This is a genomic window from Microbacterium maritypicum (assembly GCF_041529975.1).
Lineage (GTDB): Bacteria > Actinomycetota > Actinomycetes > Actinomycetales > Microbacteriaceae > Microbacterium.
Genome location: NZ_CP168030.1, coordinates 3,090,591 through 3,111,325, shown reverse-complemented (window position 1 = coordinate 3,111,325; position 20,735 = coordinate 3,090,591). Strand labels below are relative to the sequence as shown.

The 20,735-nt window shown below is 69.2% G+C and carries 18 protein-coding genes; 11 read left to right on the top strand and 7 right to left on the bottom strand.

Annotated elements, in window-relative coordinates; genetic code table 11:
* Positions 1-14: 14 nt before the first annotated feature.
* The 3 genes from ACCO44_RS15090 to ACCO44_RS15080 are packed head-to-tail and all read right to left on the bottom strand — an operon-like array spanning position 15 to position 3,501.
* Positions 15-629, bottom strand: a complete 615-nt coding sequence (locus ACCO44_RS15090; RefSeq protein ID WP_372467176.1) for a hypothetical protein — start codon at positions 627-629, stop codon at positions 15-17.
* A 2-nt stretch (positions 630-631) separates the two neighbouring features.
* Positions 632-1,594 (bottom strand): glycosyltransferase, encoded by a 963-nt coding sequence (locus tag ACCO44_RS15085; protein WP_372467174.1) that lies wholly within the window; start codon positions 1,592-1,594, stop codon positions 632-634.
* Complete coding sequence (locus ACCO44_RS15080; RefSeq protein WP_372467172.1) at positions 1,591-3,501, bottom strand: glycosyltransferase; 1,911 nt, start codon at positions 3,499-3,501, stop codon at positions 1,591-1,593. The genes ACCO44_RS15085 and ACCO44_RS15080 overlap by 4 nt, the downstream gene beginning before the upstream one ends.
* A gap of 148 nt (positions 3,502-3,649) precedes the next feature.
* Here ACCO44_RS15080 and galE point away from each other — a divergent pair, with 148 nt between their 5' ends.
* Positions 3,650-4,639 (top strand): UDP-glucose 4-epimerase GalE, encoded by a 990-nt coding sequence (gene galE, locus ACCO44_RS15075; protein ID WP_029261986.1) that lies wholly within the window; start codon positions 3,650-3,652, stop codon positions 4,637-4,639.
* A 39-nt stretch (positions 4,640-4,678) separates the two neighbouring features.
* On the opposite strand, the gene ACCO44_RS15070 is transcribed toward galE, so the two are convergent.
* Positions 4,679-5,977, bottom strand: coding sequence for an O-antigen ligase (locus ACCO44_RS15070; RefSeq protein WP_029261985.1), 1,299 nt, complete (start codon positions 5,975-5,977; stop codon positions 4,679-4,681).
* On the bottom strand, positions 5,974-7,389 hold the full coding sequence (locus ACCO44_RS15065; RefSeq protein ID WP_372467169.1) for an O-antigen ligase family protein: 1,416 nt from the start codon (positions 7,387-7,389) through the stop codon (positions 5,974-5,976). The genes ACCO44_RS15070 and ACCO44_RS15065 overlap by 4 nt, the downstream gene beginning before the upstream one ends.
* Before the next feature lie 68 nt (positions 7,390-7,457).
* Between ACCO44_RS15065 and manA the strand changes: the two genes are divergently transcribed.
* From manA to ACCO44_RS15045, 4 genes are all read left to right on the top strand, one after another.
* Positions 7,458-8,588 (top strand): mannose-6-phosphate isomerase, class I, encoded by a 1,131-nt coding sequence (manA, locus tag ACCO44_RS15060; RefSeq protein WP_262000702.1) that lies wholly within the window; start codon positions 7,458-7,460, stop codon positions 8,586-8,588.
* A 162-nt stretch (positions 8,589-8,750) separates the two neighbouring features.
* A complete protein-coding gene (locus tag ACCO44_RS15055) occupies positions 8,751-9,071 on the top strand; it encodes a WhiB family transcriptional regulator (RefSeq protein ID WP_081859873.1) in 321 nt (106 codons plus the stop codon).
* 120 nt (positions 9,072-9,191) lie between these two features.
* Complete coding sequence (locus ACCO44_RS15050) at positions 9,192-12,221, top strand: glycosyltransferase (RefSeq protein ID WP_372467166.1); 3,030 nt, start codon at positions 9,192-9,194, stop codon at positions 12,219-12,221.
* Positions 12,218-13,600 (top strand): DUF5719 family protein, encoded by a 1,383-nt coding sequence (locus ACCO44_RS15045; protein WP_372467164.1) that lies wholly within the window; start codon positions 12,218-12,220, stop codon positions 13,598-13,600. The genes ACCO44_RS15050 and ACCO44_RS15045 overlap by 4 nt, the downstream gene beginning before the upstream one ends.
* Positions 13,601-13,630: 30 nt before the next feature.
* Here the strand turns inward: ACCO44_RS15045 and ACCO44_RS15040 are convergent, their stop codons facing one another.
* Positions 13,631-14,059, bottom strand: coding sequence for a hypothetical protein (locus tag ACCO44_RS15040; protein ID WP_231481666.1), 429 nt, complete (start codon positions 14,057-14,059; stop codon positions 13,631-13,633).
* 77 nt (positions 14,060-14,136) lie between these two features.
* Between ACCO44_RS15040 and ACCO44_RS15035 the strand changes: the two genes are divergently transcribed.
* From ACCO44_RS15035 to ahcY, 5 genes are all read left to right on the top strand, one after another.
* Positions 14,137-14,343 carry a DUF3499 family protein gene (locus ACCO44_RS15035; protein WP_029261978.1) on the top strand — a complete coding sequence of 69 codons (207 nt, stop codon included), beginning with the start codon at positions 14,137-14,139 and terminating at the stop codon, positions 14,341-14,343.
* 101 nt (positions 14,344-14,444) lie between these two features.
* Complete coding sequence (locus tag ACCO44_RS15030) at positions 14,445-15,371, top strand: efflux RND transporter periplasmic adaptor subunit (RefSeq protein WP_029261977.1); 927 nt, start codon at positions 14,445-14,447, stop codon at positions 15,369-15,371.
* Positions 15,368-16,171 (top strand): ABC transporter ATP-binding protein, encoded by an 804-nt coding sequence (locus ACCO44_RS15025; protein WP_081859840.1) that lies wholly within the window; start codon positions 15,368-15,370, stop codon positions 16,169-16,171. Before ACCO44_RS15030 ends, ACCO44_RS15025 begins: the two co-directional genes overlap by 4 nt.
* Positions 16,168-17,382, top strand: a complete 1,215-nt coding sequence (locus ACCO44_RS15020; protein ID WP_262000706.1) for an ABC transporter permease — start codon at positions 16,168-16,170, stop codon at positions 17,380-17,382. The genes ACCO44_RS15025 and ACCO44_RS15020 overlap by 4 nt, the downstream gene beginning before the upstream one ends.
* Before the next feature lie 42 nt (positions 17,383-17,424).
* Positions 17,425-18,870, top strand: coding sequence for an adenosylhomocysteinase (ahcY, locus tag ACCO44_RS15015; RefSeq protein ID WP_372467162.1), 1,446 nt, complete (start codon positions 17,425-17,427; stop codon positions 18,868-18,870).
* A 33-nt stretch (positions 18,871-18,903) separates the two neighbouring features.
* Here the strand turns inward: ahcY and ACCO44_RS15010 are convergent, their stop codons facing one another.
* On the bottom strand, positions 18,904-19,713 hold the full coding sequence (locus tag ACCO44_RS15010; protein WP_372467160.1) for an RDD family protein: 810 nt from the start codon (positions 19,711-19,713) through the stop codon (positions 18,904-18,906).
* Between the two features lie 16 nt (positions 19,714-19,729).
* Here ACCO44_RS15010 and ACCO44_RS15005 point away from each other — a divergent pair, with 16 nt between their 5' ends.
* Positions 19,730-20,722, top strand: coding sequence for a stage II sporulation protein M (locus ACCO44_RS15005; protein ID WP_105709667.1), 993 nt, complete (start codon positions 19,730-19,732; stop codon positions 20,720-20,722).
* Positions 20,723-20,735: the final 13 nt, after the last annotated feature.

Sequence of the window (20,735 nt, the reverse complement as noted above, 5' to 3'; positions counted from 1 at the left end):
GATCGACGGTCCGCTCACAGACCCACCAGGCTCCGGAGGGCGGTGACGGACTTCCGTGCCGCATCCACGGCAGCGGGGACACCGGAATCGTTCGTGATCGCCGCCTGGAGCTGCGTGAGACGCTGGGCGTAGTCCGTCACACCGTCGTACCACTTCGAGGCGATGGATGAAGGCGCCTGCGCATCCGACAGTCGCTGCGCGTCCTGCTGCAGCGTGTCGACGACGGGGAGGGCGTCCTGCCCGCTGGCGCCCGCGATGATGTCGAGCCCGCGGGGTGCGGAGTTCAGCCATCCGCTCACCTGTCCGCGGAACACCTCGACGGTGGGGTCGGTCGCCGGGGGAGGCGTGAGGGCCGGTGTCGGCTCCGGCTCGGGAGCGGCGGTGGTGGCGGTCGGCGTGGCCGTCGGCGTCGGCGTCGTCGTCGGAGTTGGAGTCGTCGACTCCGTCGGCGTCGGCGATGCGGACTCCGACGGGGTGGGGGCGTCGCCCCGCGGCAGGAGGAAGAACAGCAGCAGGCCCACGATCGCGAGAGCGGCGACCGAGAGGCCGACGATGAGCCATATCCGTCCGGTCCGCCTCGGCTGCGGAGGCAGAGGTGCCCAGCGCAGTTCCGGCTGCGAATCGTCCATCGTCACCCCTCCAGAGGAGGCATCGGCTGCCAGCTGCGGTCCCGGCCGGCCTTGCCGCCGTCGCGGATGCCGCGGAAGAGGTTGCTCGTGCCGCGCACGGTCCTCTCGACGAACACGAGCCGGATGAGTTCCTTGAAGAACGTCGCCGCGGTGCCGAGGCCGAAGAGCACCGGGTTGTAGACGCCGTGGACGCGGTAGTACTGCTTGATGAATCCGCGGTTGCGCATGATGTAGTAGCGGTACGCATTGCTGGACGCGTTCATGTGGCGGATGCCCATGTCCCACTGCTTGATCTCACGGGTGCGGCGCAGCACGAACTCGTCGACGATCACCGCGGTCGTCAGCCGCGAGGCCAGCCACCCGTACATCTGGTCGTCCCAGTAGATGAAGAACCGCGGGTCGGGGAAGCCGATCTGCTGCACGATCGAGCGATGGATGAACATGCCCTCGAAGCATCCGCTGTTCATCTCCTTGTAGCCCGTCTCGTCGAAGCCGGACGGAGCGAACGGAATGGGGATGCCCATGCGCTCGGCGATGCGGTACTGCCAGTAGAACTCGCTGCCGTCGTAGTCGAAGCGGCGCCCTTGGATGCTCTTGAACCGGCTGCTCCAGGCGCCCATCTTCGCGAGCCCCTCGGTGAGCACCTCGACGTCGTCGTCCATCATCCAGATCCACTCGGAGCCGAGCTCGTACGCGGTGCGCATGCCTTCGCTGAAGCCGCCGGAGCCGCCGGTGTTCTTCTCGAGTCGCCGGTACACGATCTCGGTGCCGATGTCCTCGCGGAACGATTCGACGACGTCGGTGGTGTCGTCTGCCGAGGCGTTGTCGATGATCACGACGTGGCCGGGCTTGGGGTCCATCGCGGTGATGCTCGTGAGCAGACCCGAGAGCAGGTGAGAGCGGTTGAAGGTGACGATGACGATCGTCGCGGCCGTGGGGTCGAATGCAGCGGGCGCCGCGGTCATGCCTTCTCCTCGAAGATCTGCTGCCAGGACTGGGGTGAGACGAGATCGGGCAGCGCCTCGCGGTACTGCTTCTGCAGATCCGGCCAGCGACGGCGGAGTTCGGCATGCAGCCGCACCGTGTCACGCAGCATCCGCCGGTACTTCGCGCGATCACGCGTGTAGATGTTCTTTCCGGAGCCGTCGGCGGCACTCACCAGTGCGCTGTCGAACGCCGGGACGCGCCACCAGTGCGCGTCTTCCTTGCCGAACTCGACCTCGGGCTGTGCGATGTTCGCCGGGTTCGGGCGGTGGAGGAAGTGCGAGGTCAGCGTGGAGAGGGTGAACAACCGCAACCGCATCCCCTTCGGGCTGTCCAGGTCGTTCTTCGGGAGCTGCTTGTACACCTGGCGGCCGCGACGCGCGTGCAGCACGGCGGACGGGTCACGGTGCACGACCGTCTCCGGATAGTCGGCGGCGAGGGCACGGGCGGCGGGCATGGCCGTCGCCAGGTTGCGACGCATGTGCTCGGGTCCGGACAGGACATCGCGCAGTGCCTGTGCACGCAGTGCCACGGGGTAGTACTGCATCATCATGAGGTGCTTGAGGTCGACGCGGCGGCTGTGGACGAGCAGTCGACCGCCCCTCGGCGCGTTCGAGTGCAGGAGCCCCGCCACGATCCGGTTGCGGGCGTGGAAGTACGCCTGCCAGTCGATCGTGTCGTCCTTGTTGACCCAGGAGACGTGCCAGAGCGCCACTCCCGGCATGGACACGGTCGGGAAGCCTGCCTCGCCGGCGCGGAGGCAGAACTCGGCGTCGTCCCACTTGATGAATGCGGGCAGGGAGAGGCCGACCTTGCGGATCGCATCGAGGGGGATGAGACACATCCACCAACCGTTGTAGTCGGCGTCCATGCGCATGTGCAGGAGCGTGGACTGCCGCAGGTTCGAGACGCCGAAGTCGTGCGGCATCTTCTCCTGATACAGGTTGCGCCACATGAACGGATGCTCGTCGACGACCTCGGCCCAGCCGTGCAGTTTCGGGCGGTCGAGCAGGTCGAACATGTGACCGCCGACCAGCACCGGCGTCGTCGCGTACTGACCGAAGACGATGGAGCGGCGCAGTGATTCCGGCTCGAGCCGCACATCGTCGTCGAGGAGCTGCACGAAGTCGCTCTCCGGACGCTGGAGCGTCTCGTGCATGGCCCGAGCGAATCCTCCGGATCCGCCGAGGTTGTCCTGACGGATCACCTGGAGCGTCTCGCCGAGGCTCGTGGCGACGTCGCCGTAGCCCTCCTGATCCGCGACGAGCTGGGTCCCCTGATCGATCAGGAAGATGCGATCCACGAACTCCAGAGCGTCCGGCGACGCGGCGAGTGCCCGCAGGGTCTCGACGCAGTAGTCGGGCTTGTTGTAGGTGGTGATACCGAGCGAGGCCTTGCCGGTGCGCTTCGGCTCCTGGTCGGTCGTCCACTCCGCGCCCTCGAGCACGGCGGGCTTCTCATCGGCCACGATGTCGAACCAGATCCAGCCGCCGTCACTGTACTGTGTGAGCTCGAGGTCGAAGGACGTCGATGCCTCGCCCGTCACCTCGCGGGTGGCCACGCGCTGGCGGACGCCGGAACCGTTGGAGCGGTACACGAGGATCGTCGCGGGACCCGTGGTGCGCACCGTGAGCTGCACCTGCCGAACGCTCGTCCAGTGCTGCCAGTACGACGCGGGGAAGGCGTTGAAGTACGTTCCCATCGACACACGCCGCCCCGCCACGATCCGGGCGCGATGCCGCCCGAGGATGTTCCCGAGGTGAGCGCGGTTCGAGACGCGGACGGGTTCGTCCTCGATCACGGACCAGGTCTCCGGGTCGGCGTAGAGCGGAAGAAGGTCGGGGTCGCGATCAAGTGGGAAGACGACGTTCTGAAGGACGTGGGCCACTGGCAGGTTCTCCGATGTTGGTGCCGCAGGCCACTGTCAGAGGACAGTGCGGGACTCGACGAGCAGTGAGTAGCCTACCGTCGATGACCTTCGCATCTGCGGAGAGTCGCCCCGTGCCCCCTCGGATGCGCTGGGTAGACTGACCGCGATGAAGGTACTGATCACCGGCGGTGCCGGCTACATTGGCTCAACCGTCGCGACGGCATGCATCGAGGCCGGAATCGACGTCGTCATCCTCGACGACCTCTCCACGGGGCTTCGATCCTTCGGCGAGGGCCGCAACCTCTACGTCGGCGACATCGCCGACGGCTCGGTGGTGGAGGCGCTGCTCGCGGATCATCCGGACATCGACGCCGTGATCCACTGTGCTGCCCGCATCGTGGTGCCGGAGTCGGTTGCCGACCCGCTCGGGTACTACGACGCCAACGTGGGCAAGACGATCGCGCTGCTGCGGCGTCTGCGCGACGCCGGTATCCCGCGTATCGTGTTCAGCTCCTCGGCATCCGTCTATGCCGGTGAGACGGGCGACGGCGTGGACGAGGGTGGCGCGCTCGCGCCGTCGAGCCCGTACGCCAAGACCAAGGCGATGGTCGAGCAGATCCTCGATGACGCCGCGACGGCGGGGGACTTCCGCGCGATCGCGCTGCGCTACTTCAACCCGATCGGTGCCGACCCGCGGCTGCGGACGGGTTTGCAGAACCCGACGCCGTCGCACGCGCTGGGAAAGATCATGCAGGCGCGCGTGGCGGGGGAGGCCTTCACCATCACGGGCACGGATTGGCCGACCCGCGACGGCTCCGGTCTTCGCGACTACATCCACGTCTGGGACCTCGCTCTCGCGCATGTCGCGGCCGTGCAGAAGTTCGATGAGGTCGCCACGCCGGACGACCCCTACCAGGTGATCAACCTCGGCACGGGAGACGGCGTGACGGTGCGCGAACTCGTCGCGGCATTCGAGCGGGTGACGGGCGAGCCGCTTCCGGTGACGGAGACCGACCGCCGCCCCGGCGATCAGGCCGGTGCATTCGCGATCGTGGACCGCGCTGCGGCGGTGCTCCAGTGGCACGCCGAACGGTCGGTCGACGACGGGGTCCGCGACGCGATCGCCTGGGCGGAGAAACTGCGCGCCACGCTCTGAGGTGCAAGAGGTGATTCGTCCCGTGAGAGGATTCGTCGGCTATTCCAGCGAACGCAGCGTCGAGATCGCACCCGTGTGGGCGGCGTCGATGTTCTCGCGCCAGGAGCGCGACTGCCCCGCGCGCAGCGCACACAGCACGAGCATGAACCACCCTGCTCCGACCAGCGTGAAGCTCTCGAACATCGAGTCGACGGCGAGAGTGACGAGGATGATCGGCGTCCACGCGTAGACCACCGACCGCCGGACGCTCGCGACCAGCCAGGATCGGATCAGTGCGACCCCGCCGAGGAGCAGGAAGAGCACCAGCCCTGCGGCCCCGAGCTGGAGCAGCACGTCGAAGAACGCGTTCAGCGCGCTCTGGTGATGGTCGTCGAGTTGGAAGTTGATGTAGGTGAACGGGTACTCGCCGCGCGCCCAGTCGCCGAACCACCCCCAGCCCTGGATCGGCTTGAGGGCGACGAAGTCGAGGATCGTGTTCCAGAGCGACGCGCGCATCGAGAAGTCCGATCCGGCATCGAGCAGGGCGATGATCTGATGGCGCAACGCGAACGCGATCGTGAGTGCGAGCGCCACCAGGACGCCGAGCATCCACTGCACGAGGTTTCGCCGCGCCGGCGACGTGTGCCGCACGATCGTGAGGGCGAGCGTCACGATGCCGACCGCGACCGCGAGCACGAGCACGGTGGGAGAGGCCGAGAGGAACGCCAGAGACCCGGCGAGGCCGACCGAGACCACCGCGAGAGGAGCGTTCACCGACTGCGTGCGCCACTCGATCACGAAGGTGATCAGGGCGATCACCGCGACGAATCCGAGCATATTGCGGCTGCCGAACAGGCCCTGCACCGGGCCGCCGGCGGCGAGGTCGCCCTGGATCGCGAGGAAGGTGAAGGGCACGTCGAGCAGGATGCCGGAGAGGATCTCGACCCCGAGGGAGAGGGCCAACAGTGCACGCAGGGTGTCGCCGATGGCGCGCACGGTCTGCAGTGTGTCGCGGATATGGCCGATGGTGATCGCGAGGAATGCGTACCCGAACAGCGACATCCATCCGAAGAACGTGTCCGAGCGGTCCGTCGTCCACACCATGCTCACCAGGGCCCAGCCCAGGAAGGCGAAAAGCGACGAGGGAGCGATGCGCAGCGGGGAGAGCTCGTCGCGGCGCACCCAGAGGATCGCGGCGCCGAGCACGCACAGCACCGCGATGATCGTGGCCAGGGTGACCGTCGAGGTCATCCGTCCGATCGCGTACGAGCCGAAGATGGCGGTGAGCGCCGTGAGCGTGAAGGCTCGCGCGAGCTCCACGGAGCCGAGCAGGCGGACCAACGGCCGGACCGGTGTCACGGAACCCGCCGTTGCCGCGTGCCGCGTTCGAAGACCAGGTCGCGTTCCCCGACGCCCACCAGCGGCACCGACTTCAGCTTGAAGGACAGGAGCACCAGGAGCATCCACCCCCAGAGCATGATCGGCGTCGACTCCGAGAAGCCCTGGACCAGCAGCACCACGGTGAACAGGCTCGGAAGCAGGGTCAGCGGAGAGAAGGGACGTCGGGCGTGGAGATCCCAGCGGGGCCGGTCGACCGCGAAGAACCAGGAGCGCCACAGCAGGCTCAGGTACGCGATGCCCATCAGGATCACGCCCAGCACGCCGAGCTGGAACAGCACGTCGAGCCACATGTTGTGGGCGTGGAACACCGTGATGCCGTGATCCACGATCCAGTGGTCGAAGGCGGGGTCCGTCGGGATCCACGGACTGGAGAACCCGTTGCCGAACAGGGGGTGCTCCCGCACCCGCTCGAGCACCTTCGACCAGATCAGGTCGGAGCGGCCGGTGAGGTCGGAGCTGCGCCCGACCAGTCCGAGCAGCGGTTCGCGCAGCATCCAGACGGCGGCGGCGGCCAGTGTTGTGCCGCCGATGGCCGTCACATAGATGCGCGTGCGGGCGCCCGGGGTGCGGGCGCGGCGCATCAGCAGCGCCACGAGGAGGACCAGCGCGGCGGCGGCCGCGCATGCGAGGGCGGTGACCGACGACGTACGCAAGAGGAAGTACGCCGCGAGCAGCATCCACAGGGCGAGCGTCGTGCGCCAGCGGGCGCGAGCGGCGAACAGCACGCCGAAGGTGATGATCGCGAACAGCGAGATGATCGCCAACAGGTTCGCGTTGCCGACGATGCCCTGGATCCGTCCGCCGTCGAAGAGGTTGTCCCTGACCCAGTACCACTGCGGGTCGATCTCCCCCTCCGGCACGGTCGCGAAGTTCGGCAGCAGCGGCCCGTGCAGGACGAGTGAGACCCACAGCTCGATCGCCAGCGAGAGCCCGAGGATCCACTTGAAGGCGGACGAGAGGGCCCGGATGATCTCGTGCCAGGTGAGCACGTGGGCGATGAACAGCCCGTTCACGGTGACGGCCGCCAGCAGCACCCAGGTGATCAGTGTCGGTCCTCGCCATTGGGACCACGCGACCGAGACCAGGGCGAGTGTCGCGTATCCCATCGCCGTCCACGGCAGGCGACGCCAGCGGAACGGCTGCGGGCGGTTCCGGGCGAGCATCGGGATACCGATGCCGAGCGTCGCGAGAGTGAAGACGACGAGGGTGACGGCGGCGCCCTCCATGCCGATGAGGTTGTACACCGCGGTGTGCGCGAAGGTCACGATGAGCACGAGGATCACATAACCGCGCAGCAGAAGGTGCCCCGTCGACTCGCGCTCCGGCGCCGAGGGCGGGGCTGTCACCGGGTGCTTGGTGTACTGGGCCATCGCGTTCAGGCTACCGCGCCGCGCTCGGCGCGTGCCTGAACGCCGCAGCGCGGCTCTACGCTGGTGGCATGCTGCTGAGCCTCACGAACGCACCCCGCGACTACGCCTGGGGATCCGACTCCCTCCTCGCCGGACTCGAAGGGCGCACGCCGACCGGTGCCCCCGAGGCGGAGGTGTGGTTCGGGGATCATCCCGGCGACCCCGCGGACGTCGCGGGTGGCGGTACCCTCGATCAGATCACCGGCGGCACGCTCCCGTACCTGTTGAAGCTGCTCGCCGCGGGCGGGCCGCTCTCGATCCAGGTGCATCCGACGATCGCGCAGGCGCGCGACGGCTGGGCGAGGGAGAGCGGGCTCGCCGCAGACGACCCGCAGCGCAACTATCGCGACGACAACCACAAACCCGAACTCATCGTGGCTCTCAGCGAGCGGTTCGAATCGCTGAGCGGCCTGCGCCCGGTGAAGGACACGCTCGCTCTGCTGGACCTGCTGGACGACAGCGACGGCGTCGCACAGCTCCGCGCCCGTCTCGGGGGCGGAGCCGATGAGCTGCGGGATGCCATCGGGTGGTTGCTCGGAGGCGACGTGCAGCGAGAGGTCGACGAGATCATCGCCGCGGTGGTGCGGGCAGCGGAGCGAACCGACACGGGGGAGTGGGGCACGACGCTGAGTGCCATCGCGGGCGTGGCGGCGAACTACCCGGGCGATCCTGGGGTGGTCGTGGCGCTGCTGATGAACCATGTCGTGCTGCGACGAGGAGAGGGCGTGTTCCTGCGCGCCGGTCTTCTGCATGCCTACCTCTCAGGTCTCGGCGTCGAGATCATGGCGGCGAGCGACAACGTGCTTCGCGGCGGGCTGACTCCCAAGCGCATCGACGTCCCCGAGCTGCTGGCGATCCTCGACCCGACGCCCGGTGAGGTCCCGGTGCTGCGGCCTGCGGAGGGGGACGCGGTCACGGTCTATCCGGTTCCCGTGCCCGACTTCGCGCTCAGCAGGGTCACGGTGGAGGGTGCTCCGATCACGGTCGAGGTCTCGGGACCGACGATGGTGCTCGCGACCGCAGGGGCCATCACGGTCACCTCTTCGTCCGGCGAGGAAGTGCAGGTCCCCGTGGGAAGCGTGGCTTTCGCGGGCGGCGACGAGAGCATGCTCACCGTGTCCGGCGAGGGCGAGGCGTTCGTGGCCGGACCGGGGCGCTGAACGCCGCGCGCTCGCCGCGCCGCGACACGCCGATGGATCGTCATGAACCTTCAAGACCGTATTGAGGGTTTACGATCCGCGACTTGACCGGAGCGAATGACACGGGTGTAATTAGTCATGCGCACGGCCCGCCGGGGGGCGGAGACAGGGTTGGAGATCGAGATGACGGGATACCGTTCCGACGTACCGGAGAATTGGTTCGTCGATCCGATCAACCTCGGTGTTCCCGGGGTGCGACGCACGGACGCCGCCGACGACGACAACGCCCTCGCCTGGCAGGCCGACGCCCTCTGCTCGCAGACGGATCCTGAGGCCTTCTTCCCGGAGAAGGGCGGATCGACCAGAGACGCCAAGCGGATCTGCACCACCTGCGACGTGCGTGGCGAATGCCTCGAATACGCGCTCAACAACGATGAGCGCTTCGGCATCTGGGGCGGACTCTCCGAGCGCGAGCGCCGCAAGCTCAAGCGTCGCGCCAGCTGATCGGCGTCGCGCCAGCTGATCGGCTGAGCCGGTCGCCGCGGGCTGCGGCCGCATCGCTTCGCAGGCGCGCCGCGTCCACTGCTCCAGGGCAGGTCTTGACACGCATAGGCTGACGACGTCATGCCAGCCCGAGTTCACGCAATCATCGTCGCGCGCCCCGGATCCTCGTCCCGCGCGCAACTCCTCCGCACTCTCGAAGCCGTTCGCTCCCAGACCTCGCCCGCCGAGGCAGTGACGCTCGTCATGTGCGGCGATGCATCTTCCCTGCGCGAGAGCGAAGCCGTCGCGGCCGTCGTCGAGGGGATCATCGAAGCTCGCACGACGACCTCGTTCGCTGAGGCGGTGGAGCTCGCGCGTCCCCGTGTGAACGCAGGCTCCGCGATCTGGCTGCTCGCGCAGGACACGGCTCCGCATCCGCGGGCGCTGGAGCGGCTCCGGGGAACGCTCGAGCGTTCGCCCTCCGCGGCGATCGTCGCGCCCAAGCTCGTCGCGACCGACAACGATCGGGAGATCGTCTCACTCGGTGTCAGCATGACGACGTTCGGTCGCTCGGTCGAACTCGCGGCAGGGGAACTCGACCAGGGACAGCACGACCGCATGGACGACGCGCTCGGTTCCGACGTGCGCGGCGTCCTCATCCGCGGAGAGGTCCGCGACGCGCTGCGACCCGATCCCGCGCTCGCCGGCGCCGACGAAGGCCTCGATCTGGGCGTCCGTGCGCGCCTGGGCGGCGGTCGGCTCGTGCTCTCACCGAGTGCGCGGGTCTCCGCGGCGCCGGGCGGTCCCGCCGCGCTGCCCTCCGGCCGATCCCGTCGCGCCTACGTCACCCGGCTGGCGCAGTTGCACCGGCGACTCGCATACGCCCCGGCGGGCGCGGTGCCGCTGCACTGGCTCAGTCTGCTCCCGCTCGCGCTGTGGCGCTCCATCACGCATCTCGTCGGCAAGCGGCCGGAAGCGGTGCTCCCCGAGTGGGGGGCGGCCCTCACCGCGATGCTGCGCGTCGGTGCGGTCGCGCGGTCCCGCTCGCGCATCCGCGCCTTCCGCTCTTCCACCTGGGCGAGCATCGCGCCGTTGCGGGTGACGTCGTCCGATCTGCGCCGGCGTCTCGATGACGGGCATGGCAGTGAAGGCGGTGCCGTCAGCGAACTCCGTTTCTTCTCCGGCGGCGGTGCCTGGGCCGTGCTCGCGGCGCTCGTCGTGAGCATCGCCTCCTTCACGACCCTGCTCGCGTGGCCGGCCCTCGGCGGCGGCGCGCTCCTGCCGCTGCGTCAGACCGTCTCGGCGCTCTGGAGCGATGCGGCGTGGGGCGCTCGCGGCACGGGGATTGGCCTCGTCGGCCCGGCAGACCCGTTCGCCGCGGTCGTGGCTGTGCTCGGCTCTCTGTGGCCGGCCGGACCGTCGTTCGTGATGGTGCTGCTGTGGATTCTCGCGCTTCCGCTCGCCGTCCTCGGAGGCTGGTTCGCTGCGACGCGAGTGACCGACCGGTCGGGGCTTCGTATCTTCGCCGGTGTCGCGTGGGCGCTGGCGCCCACCTTCCTCACTGCGCTCGTCGACGGCCGCCCGAGCGCCGTGCTGGTGCACCTCCTGCTGCCATGGCTCTTCCATTCCGCCGTGGTGGCGCACCGCTCCTGGGGTGCGGCCGGAAGCGCCTCCCTCCTGCTCGCCGCCGTGATCGCCTGTGCTCCGTCGTTGGCGCCCGCACTCGCGCTGCTGTGGGTCGTGGCGGTGGGTATCGTGCTCGGCACCGCGCAGTTCCGTGGGGCCGGACGTCTGCTGTGGCTGCTCGTGCCGACGGCCGCACTGTTCGCTCCACTCGTCTTCTGGCAGCTCGCACACGGGACGCCGTTGGCGATCCTGGGCGATCCCGGACTGGTGTGGGCGGGACCACAGGCGTCCGCCGACGCCGCGGGTCGGCTGGCGCTCGCCACCGGATTCCCCACCATGGACCTCGCGGGGTGGTCGTGGTTCGTTCCCGCGCCGATCGCGGCGTGGGCTCCGGTGCTGTGTGCGCCGATGGCCCTGCTCGCCCTCGGCGCGGCCGTCGCCCCCCGGTGGCGCGCGGGCATCACACTGCTCGTCGTCGCTCTGGCAGGCCTCGCGACGGCGTTCCTCGCCGTCGGCATCACGGTGAGCTTCGCGCAGGGCACCGGAGTGGCGATCTGGCCCGGCGCAGGGCTCAGCCTGGCCTGGGTCGGGGTCGTGGGGGCCGCGCTCGTCACGCTGGACACCGCCATCACGCTTCCGAGGCTGCGGGTCCTCTCCGCCGTCGTCGCAGCGGTGGCGCTCGGAATCTGTGCCGTACCGGCGCTCAGCGCCCTCCACCTGGGTCGGTCGGTCCTCACGAACGGCCCCGAATCGACGCTGCCCGCCTACGTCGCCGCCCAAGCCGCAGGGGACCGTCCGCTCGCGACGCTCGTGATGACTCCGCAGAACGACGGAGGACTCGCGGTCGAGGTGGTCTGGGGGGCGAGCGAGACTCTCGGATCCCAGACCACGATGGTCTCGACCGCCGTCGAGCCGCAGGGGGACGACATCGCGACGCTCGCCGTCGATCTCCTCTCCGCCCGCGACTTCGATGCTCCGGGCGAGCTGGCTGCGAAGGGGATCAGCTACGTGCTGCTCTCGGAGCTGTCCGGGAGCGAAGGAGACAAGGCTCGCGCTCTGCGCACCGCGGCCGTCGCCTCGATCGATCAGCGTGCCGGCCTGGTTCATGCAGGCGAGAGCGATCGCGGAGTGCTCTGGCGTCTGGAGGCCGAGATCGCTGCGCCACCGACACTGACTTCCGCTCAGGAGGGAACCGCTCGCCTCGTGTTGACGATCCAGCTGCTGGCCGTCCTCGTGGCGCTGCTGCTGTCGATCCCGACCAGGGCTTCGCGTCGCGCGGCGCGAGCGCAATCCCGCATCGTCGGCCGCGCGCCGGATGAGCCGATGATCCTGCCCCGGCACGCGGAGGACCAGGTCTCGCTCGAGGAGCAGACGCCGGTCGGAGCGATCGAGGAGCCGCAGGACGAGGCCGCGCTGAATGACGAGGCGCTGGTTCCGATCGCCGAGCCCGATCCCATCGCCGAGGATCCTTCGGAATCCGTCGACGCGGAATCCGACGGGGGCGACGACGAGAGAGCCGAGACGACAGGGGAGGGGGACCGATGAGTGGTTCGCGTGCATTCAAGGTCGCCGCGACGGGTGCTCGCCTCGCCACCGGAGTCGCCGTCATCGCCGCCTGCGTCGTCGGGATCGTCGCCGCGGTCCACGCACCGTGGCCGGTCATCCGGCATGATGCCGCCCGCGTCGACGTCACGCCGCTCCCCGGAGACAGCGTCCTGGTGTGCAACGGCGACCTGCGCGCGCTCGGACGGGACGCCATGGATCCGCTGGCGCTGAGCTCTGCGGGGTCGCCGACCCTCACGGCTGGCGGAACGTCGGGCGATCCGTCCTCGGCGGGTCTGACGGTGCAGGATCTTCCCGACGCGGGCGAGGTGCGCGTTCTCACGGGCGCTGTCGAAGGACGCTCAGCACCGTTGATCGCCGCCGCGGAGTCGATCACTCTCGCCACGGACGACCTCTCCGGATTCGCGGCCGCCGCCTGTGGCGTTCCCCGACTGAATTCCTGGCTCGTCGGCGGGAGCACCGCCACCGGCACCGAGGACATCGTCACCCTGACCAATGCCGCGGAGGTCCCCTCGACCGTGACGCTGTCGGTCTACGGCGAGACCAGAAGCGCACGCACGGTCATCGTGCCCGCGCGCACGCAGACCGCGCTGCCGCTCACGTCGATCGCCGCCGGCGACACCGCGCCCGTCGTCCGCGTCGATGCGACCGGGGCTCCGGTCCGTGCGGTGCTGCAGTCGTCGCTCACCCAGGTGCTCGACCCCGCCGGCATGGACCTGCAGGACGCGGTGCCCGGCGCGCAGCAGAAGCTGGTGCTCACCGGAGTGGAGGTGTTCGCCTCTGACGGGGACGACGACGAGATGGCGGTTCTGCGCCTGCTCTCGCCCGGCGCGGACGCACGTGTTCAGGTCCGGGTCGTCGCGGAGGGTGCCGGTTCTGCAGCGGACGAGTTCACGGTTCCGCTCGAACCCGATCTCCCCGCTCAGGTCTCGCTCAGCGGTCTCGAACCCGGCCGTTACACCGTGGAGGTCGATTCGGAGGCACCGGTCGTGGCCGCGCTGCGCCAGCAGGACGGCTTCGGCCGTGATGCCGACTTCGCGTGGGTCACCCCGGCACCGGAGGTCGACGGCGAGGTGGTGTTCGCGGTGCCGTCGGGCCCGCCGGGCCGACTCCAGCTGGCGAACTCGTCGGATGAGGACGCCACGGTGACGATCGAGCCGCTTGACGGCGGAGCATCCCAGGAAGTCCTGATCGCCGCAGGCGCGACGGCCGGGATCGATGTCGAGCCCGGTGCGACCTATCGGATGCAGTCGACGGGCCCGGTGCACGCCGCGGTCGCGCTCACCGCTTCGGGCGCGCTCGCCGTGCTGCCGGTGCAGCCGAGTGCCGGTGTCGAGAAGGCGATCGCGGTCTACCCCTGATCAGTTCCCGGGGGTGAAGACCCCGCGAGCTCAGTGCTCGTGGCCGAGGTCCCACGGCTCACGGCCGACGTACTCCGCGGCGGCCCGGAACACGGCGCTCTCGATCGCCATCCGGCGGTGCGGAGCGTCGTCGTGCCCCGGGGGCAGGAGCCGCTCGATGGGCAGCCGGAACAGCACGATGCGCCGATTCTCCCGATCGAGGTACCAGCGCGGTACCGCATCGGCAGCGTCGAATGCGGGAATCGCCCCGATCTCGAACCTGACGTCCTGCAGCTCTGGCCACGTCCCGCGTAGGAACTCGACGGCAGTGCCCACGGTCAGGTCGAAGCGATCGAGACGGCCGTCGAGCGGCGCGAGCGGCGGGCGCACGACTTCGCTGCGACCCAGACGCCCGTGGCGGCCGTGTCGCGCGCCGCGCCGTGGTGCGGCGGGGGCGTGAGCGGTGCGGCGACGGGGCATGTCGAAAGTCTAGGCCGTGCCGACGTGTGCGGCGCGGCATCCCCGGCTCGGATGCGCGCGACCGTACGCTGGCGGAGATGGACGGACGACTGTGCTCGAAGGTCGGCTGCGCGCGAGAAGCCGTGGCCACCCTCACTTACGACTATGGGGACAAGATGGCGGCGCTCGGTCCGCTCGGCGCCGCGAACGACCCGCAGGCGCATGATCTGTGCTCCCCGCACGCCGATCGGCTCTCGGTGCCCGCGGGCTGGCTCGTCGTGCGGCACGAGGCGCTTCGGGCCTGAGGAAGGCCCCCGACACGCGGTCACCTTTGCTATACCCGGAAATCATTTTTTGGGTACGCTGACTCCAGGCGTGCCAGGGCGGCGCTGCCGGAAAGGCACTCGTGATCGTCTGGCGTCGCTGGATCTTCCCCCTGCTTCTCGTCGTGGTCATCGGCGCGTGCGCCGCAGCACTCGTCAAGATCGCTTTCTTCCCTGACCGGGCCGAAAGCATGGTCAGCCCGGAAGCGACGATCACCGACCCGATCGTGGCGGTGGAGCGCGGATCCGTCGTGAACGCGCTGAGCCTGACCGGCAACGTCGCGCGCGATGAGATCTTCGCGGTTCGCAGCGAGATCGACGGCACGGTCACCGCCGTCCACGTGAGTGAGGGCGCCGCGGTGTCGGCCGGCCAGAAGCTGTTCACCATCCGTCAGGAAGATCCCCGCAAGGACATCGATGTGCTCGCGCCCGAGGCCGGCGACGTGTCCGAGATCGCGCTCGTGAAGGGGCAGCCGACCTCGGTGGGCACCGAGATCTTCAGTCTCACCCCCGCGCGGTACCACCTCCTCGCGACCGTCGACCCTGTGCAGCTGTACCGCCTCGTCAACGCGCCGACCGAGGGCACGGTCACCATCACGGGTGGTCCGGCACCGTTCGCCTGCACCGGCGTCCGTGTGCAGGTGACGGCAGAGGGCACCGCGAGCGTGCGCTGCGCCATCCCCGCCGGTCAGACCGTGTTCGCCGGACTCCCCGCGACGATGGACCTGGCCCTCGGCCAGGTCGAGGACGCGCTCGTGATCCCGGTCACCGCCGTCCAGGGCGGCGCGGGCTCCGGGAACGTGTGGGTCGATGCGGCCGACGGGGCAGAACCCGAGGAGCGCGCGGTGAAGCTCGGTGTGAACGACGGGACGATCGTCGAAGTCACCGAGGGTCTGGAGGAGGGCGAGAGCATCCGTCAGTTCGTCCCGGGCTTCGTCGCCCCGGTCGAGGAGTTCTGCTACGAGGTCTCGCCGGGCGTGGAGCAGTGCGACAGCGGGATGAGCTGGTGAGTCTGGTCGCTCTGGAGGACGTCACCAAGAGCGTCCTCCTGGCAGACGATTCGCGGCTCGAGATCCTCCGCGGCATCACGCTCGAGGTCGGTGCCGGTGACCATGTGTCGATCGTCGGCCGCTCCGGCTCCGGCAAGTCGACGCTGCTCAACATCCTCGGGATGCTGGACTCGCCGACGTCGGGCTCGGTGTCGTTCGAGGGACGGGAGGTTCGTCGCATGCGGTCGGGGCGTCTGGACCGGCTGCGCGGCGACAACGTCGGCTTCGTCTTCCAGCAGTTCAACCTGCTGCCGGGGCGCACCGCACTCGACAACGTGATGATGCCCCTCGGCCACGCGAAGGGGAAGGTGTTCTGGAACCGTCGGCAGATCGCCGCGGACATGCTCGAGCGGGTGGGACTCGGGCACAGGGTCGGGCAGATCGCCGACAAGCTCTCCGGCGGTGAGCAGCAGCGGGTCGCGATCGCCAGGGCACTGGTGCGCAGGCCCGTGTTGATCCTCGCGGACGAGCCGACGGGCGCGCTCGACATCGACACCGGCGCATCCGTCATGTCGCTCCTCGACGAGGTCGCCACGGAGACGGACGCCGCGCTGGTCACCATCACGCACGACCTCCACGTCGCGGCCCGCGCGCGCCGGCACTACCGCCTGGATGCCGGACGCCTGGAGACCGCGGACCTCAGTCGCGCGTTCGAAGCCTCGACCCTCGCGGCTTCCGTGCCCTCCGCTCCGGCACCGCCCGTGACCGTGGCGCCGGCACCGCCCGTGGCAGCGGCGCCCGCATCCGAGGTCGTGTCGTGACCGGCTTCCTCGGCGCGCTCTCCGACGCGTGGGCCGAGATCCGCGTCCACAAGCTCCGGGTGCTGCTCAGCCTGATCGGCATCGCCGTGTCGGTCGGAGCACTCACGGCAGTCGTGGCGATCTCGGAGTATCAGCGACAGTTCCAGGCGGAGCAGTCCGACCGCTGGGGAGGGCGCGCGGCCACGATCGTCGTAGCCGCGAGCACGGCCGACGGCACCCCTGTGGACGCCGATGACTTCGACGCCCGCTTCAGCCGGGTCTCGGAGCGATTCGGCTTCAGCCACACGGCGCGCATCGCGCAGGGGGTCATGCTGGATGCGCAGCTGCCGGAGGGCGTCACTCCGGTCCCCGCGCGCATCATGGATCCCGCCTATTCGCAGATCCACCGCGAGCAGCTTCTCGAGGGGCGCTGGTTCCTCGACTCCGATCTGGAGGCCATGGCCCCGCCGGTGGTCATCACGGAGGCGCTGTGGGAGCGTCTGGGACGCGTGCCCCTGACGCAGCATCCGACCGTCGTGTTCGATGGTCCGGCCGGAGGCACCTATCAGGTGATCGGCATCGTTCCTCGGCAGGGCTTCGGCGACGAGGAGCTGCGGGTCGACCTGCTCTACGATGCGTATCGCTCTCGCGTGGACGCCCTGCCGCCGGATGCGACGACCCAGTACGAGGTCTGGGTGGGCGCTCAGCAGGCTGACCAGATCGGACCGGTGCTGGCGATGGATCTGCGCGCAGGGCTGCCGGAGGGGCAGACGGTCTCGGTGAGCCGCACCGACTGGGCGGCTCAATCGGGCGCCATGGATGCGCAGGCCACGTTCGAGATGATCACGGGCGGAATCGCCGCCCTGATCCTCGCGCTCGGGGCCCTGAGCCTGATCAACATCCAGCTGGTCGCGATGCGTCAGCGCGTGCGTGAGATCGGGGTCCGACGTGCTTTCGGCGCCAGTTCGGGGCGGGTGTTCTTCGCCGTGTTCCTGGAGAGTCTCGTCGCCACGACGGTCGCCGGAGTGATCGGGATCGCGATCGTCGTCGCGGTGCTGCGCTCGGACTGGATCGTCACCTCGATGTTCTACGGCATCCAGGACGTGCCGCCGTTCCCGATGCGGGCTGCACTCATCGGACTCGTCGCCTCGGTGATCGTCGGCGCGGTGTCGGGTTTCATCCCCGCTCTCGTCGCGCTGCGGGTCAAGGTGATCGACGCGATCCGCTTCTGACGCACACACCGGGCGGGTGGCGTCGGGTGGAAGAATGTGAGGATGCCTGAGCTCGAGTACCGCGTCGCCGACCTGTCCCTCGCCGAAGCCGGCCGTCACCAGCTGCGCCTCGCCGAGAACGAGATGCCGGGATTGATGTCCCTCCGGGAGGAGTTCGGTGCGGCGCAGCCGCTGAAGGGCGCCAGGATCGCCGGCTCGCTGCACATGACGGTGCAGACGGCGGTGCTCATCGAGACGCTCGTGGCGCTCGGGGCGGAGGTGCGGTGGGCGAGCTGCAACATCTTCTCCACGCAGGATGAGGCGGCTGCCGCCGTCGTGGTCGGCCCGAGTGGCTCGGTCGACGCCCCAGCGGGGGTGCCGGTCTTCGCCTGGAAGGGGGAGACGCTCGAGGAGTACTGGGCGTGCACCGACCGCATCTTCGACTGGTCGTCGACGGGATTCGACGGTCCGAACCTCATCCTCGACGACGGCGGCGACGCCACGCTCCTCGTGCACAAGGGCGTCGAGTTCGAAAAGGCGGGCGTTGTCCCGGCGACGACGGACTCCGACTCGCACGACTACTCGGTCATCCTCGACCTGTTGCGCAGGTCGCTCGCGTCGTCGACCGATCGCTGGACGAAGCTCGCGGCCGGGCTCATCGGGGTGACGGAGGAGACCACCACCGGCGTGCATCGTCTCTATGAGCTCGCCGCCTCCGGGGAGCTGCTCTTCCCGGCCATCAACGTCAACGACTCGGTGACCAAGAGCAAGTTCGACAACAAGTACGGCATCCGTCACTCCCTCCCGGATGGGCTGAACCGCGCGACCGACGTGCTCATGGGCGGCAAGGTCGCCTTCGTGTGCGGGTACGGCGATGTGGGCAAGGGGGCAGCCGAGGCTCTGCGCGGACAGGGTGCCAGGGTGATCGTCAGTGAGGTCGATCCGATCTGCGCGCTGCAGGCGGCGATGGACGGGTTCCAGGTGGCGCGCCTGATCGACGTCGCGGGCGAGGTCGACATCGTGGTGACCGGCACCGGCAACCGCGATGTCGTCACGACCGAGCACCTTCTGGCGCTGAAGCACCTTGCGATCGTCGCCAACGTCGGCCACTTCGACAACGAGATCGACATGGCGGGCCTCGAAGCCATCGAGGGCATCGAGAAGGTCGAGATCAAGCCGCAGGTGCACGAGTGGCGTCTGCCGAGCGGACGCAGCGTCCTCGTGCTCAGCGAGGGGCGCCTGATGAACCTCGGCAACGCCACGGGGCATCCGTCGTTCGTCATGAGCGCCTCATTCACCAACCAGGTGCTCGCCCAGCTGGAGCTCTACACGAACATCGCCGCCTACCCCACGGGCGTGTACGTCCTGCCGAAGGCGCTCGACGAGAAGGTCGCACGCCTCCACCTCGACGCACTGGGAGTGCAGCTCACGACTCTCAGCGACGAGCAGGCGGCGTACATCGGTGTTCCGGTGGACGGACCGTACAAGCTCGAGCACTACCGCTACTGAGCGATCGCGAGACTGAGCATCCCGCCAGCCGGATCAGACGCCGACGCGCCGGCCGGTGAGCCGCTCGGCTCGATGGTCGGCGTTCTCCAGCGCGCGTCGCTCCCGCTCCCGGCGGAGCACCGTGATGCCCACCAGTACCTGTTCCGGCGGCGCGGAAGGCATCGGGGAGACGAAGGGTGTGGCCTCGGCGAGCAGGTCGTGCGCCACCCGCGCTCGAGCGGCGGGGACCATCCGCGGCGCGCTCACGAGGAACTGCGAGATCCGGCGCGCGAGCCGGTCGGGCATGCGCGCCACATCGGCGATCTGCGCCCAGCCGGCCAGGGCTGGCGGCAGCACCGGCACGTGCGTGGGGAGTGCGGGGGTGCGGACGCGCTGGCTGTACGTGCCGGCGACCAGGTCGCCCAGGCGCTGGGAGCGCGCCGTGAAGGCGCCGGTGAGCACGGCGACGCCGCCGAAGGTCATGTAGATCTCGAGGACGCCGAGAAGCGCACGGATGAACGCGTGCCGGAACCCGGCCGCACCGCCGTCCACGCGGACGATCCGCCCTCCGACGGCGAGCTTGCCGAGGCTGCGGCCCTTCAGGGCGACCTCCATCGTGATGGGCAGCACCACGAAGCTCACGACGATCGCCGCGACCGTGGCGATGCGGTCGGTGGCATCGCTGAGCACCCCGGCATCGAGCAGCCAGATGCGCAGGAAGAGCCAGAGGATGAACACCGCATATCCGAGGAGCATGTCGATCGCGGCGCCCAGCGCGCGGAGGAGGAAGCCGACCGGCTGCACGTCGATCGCGACGGCCTCGCCGGAGAGCACCTCGTCGGAGACGTCGATCGGGACGGACATGAGTACAGTAAATCAGGTGGATGCCGATGCGCTGACCGATGCTCGCCGTGCGGAATGGGAACGGCTCGAGGAACTCAGCCGCGCCCGGCTCGACGGCGCCGGGGTGGACGAACTGATCGTGCGGTACCGCGCCGCCTCTGCAGATCTCGCCGAGCTGAAGACGTCGGTCGGCGACTCTCCGCAGGGTGCCTACCTCTCCACGATCCTGGTCCGCGCCCGGCTGCGCCTCACCGGAGCCTCCGACAGCATCCTGACCCAGACCGCGCGGTTCTTCCGTCTGCAGCTTCCGGCCGCCCTGTACCGGTTGCGGTGGACGACACTGGTCATCGCTCTCGCTTTCATCGCCGTCGCGGTCGGCACAGCGGCGTGGATCGCGAGCGACCCGGCCCTCATCGCGACGCTCGGCCCACCCGACCAGCTCGAACAGTATGCCGATGAGAGCTTTACCGGTTACTACACCGAGAACCCCGCTGCCGAGTTCATGGGCATGGTCTGGACGAACAATGCCTGGATCGCCATGCAGTGCGTGCTCTTCGGCGTCACGGGGATCTGGCCGGTGTACATGCTCGTGCAGAACGCCATGGGCCTCGGTACGTCGGGCGCGGTGATGGCTGCGCACGACAAGGCCGATCTGATGGTGCTCTACATCCTTCCGCACGGCATGCTCGAGATGACCTGCATCTTCGTCGCAGCGGCCGCCGGTCTGCACGTGTTCTGGGCCTGGGTGGCTCCGGGGCACCGTACCCGTGGGGAAGCGCTGGCCGAAGAGGGGCGCTCACTCGCGACGGTCGCTCTCGGCCTCGTGTTCGCCCTGTTCCTCGCCGGACTCGTCGAGGGTTTCGTCACCGGTTGGGGGCTGCCGTGGCCGGTGAAGATCGGCATCGGCGCTGCCGCCCTGGCCGTGTTCCTCATCTACATGCTCGTCGTCGGCGGCCGCGCGCATCGACGGGGCGAGACGGGCGACCTCGTCGAGTACGAAGCCGGGACGCCGCGCCTCATCGCCGGCTGACCGCGGACGGGTC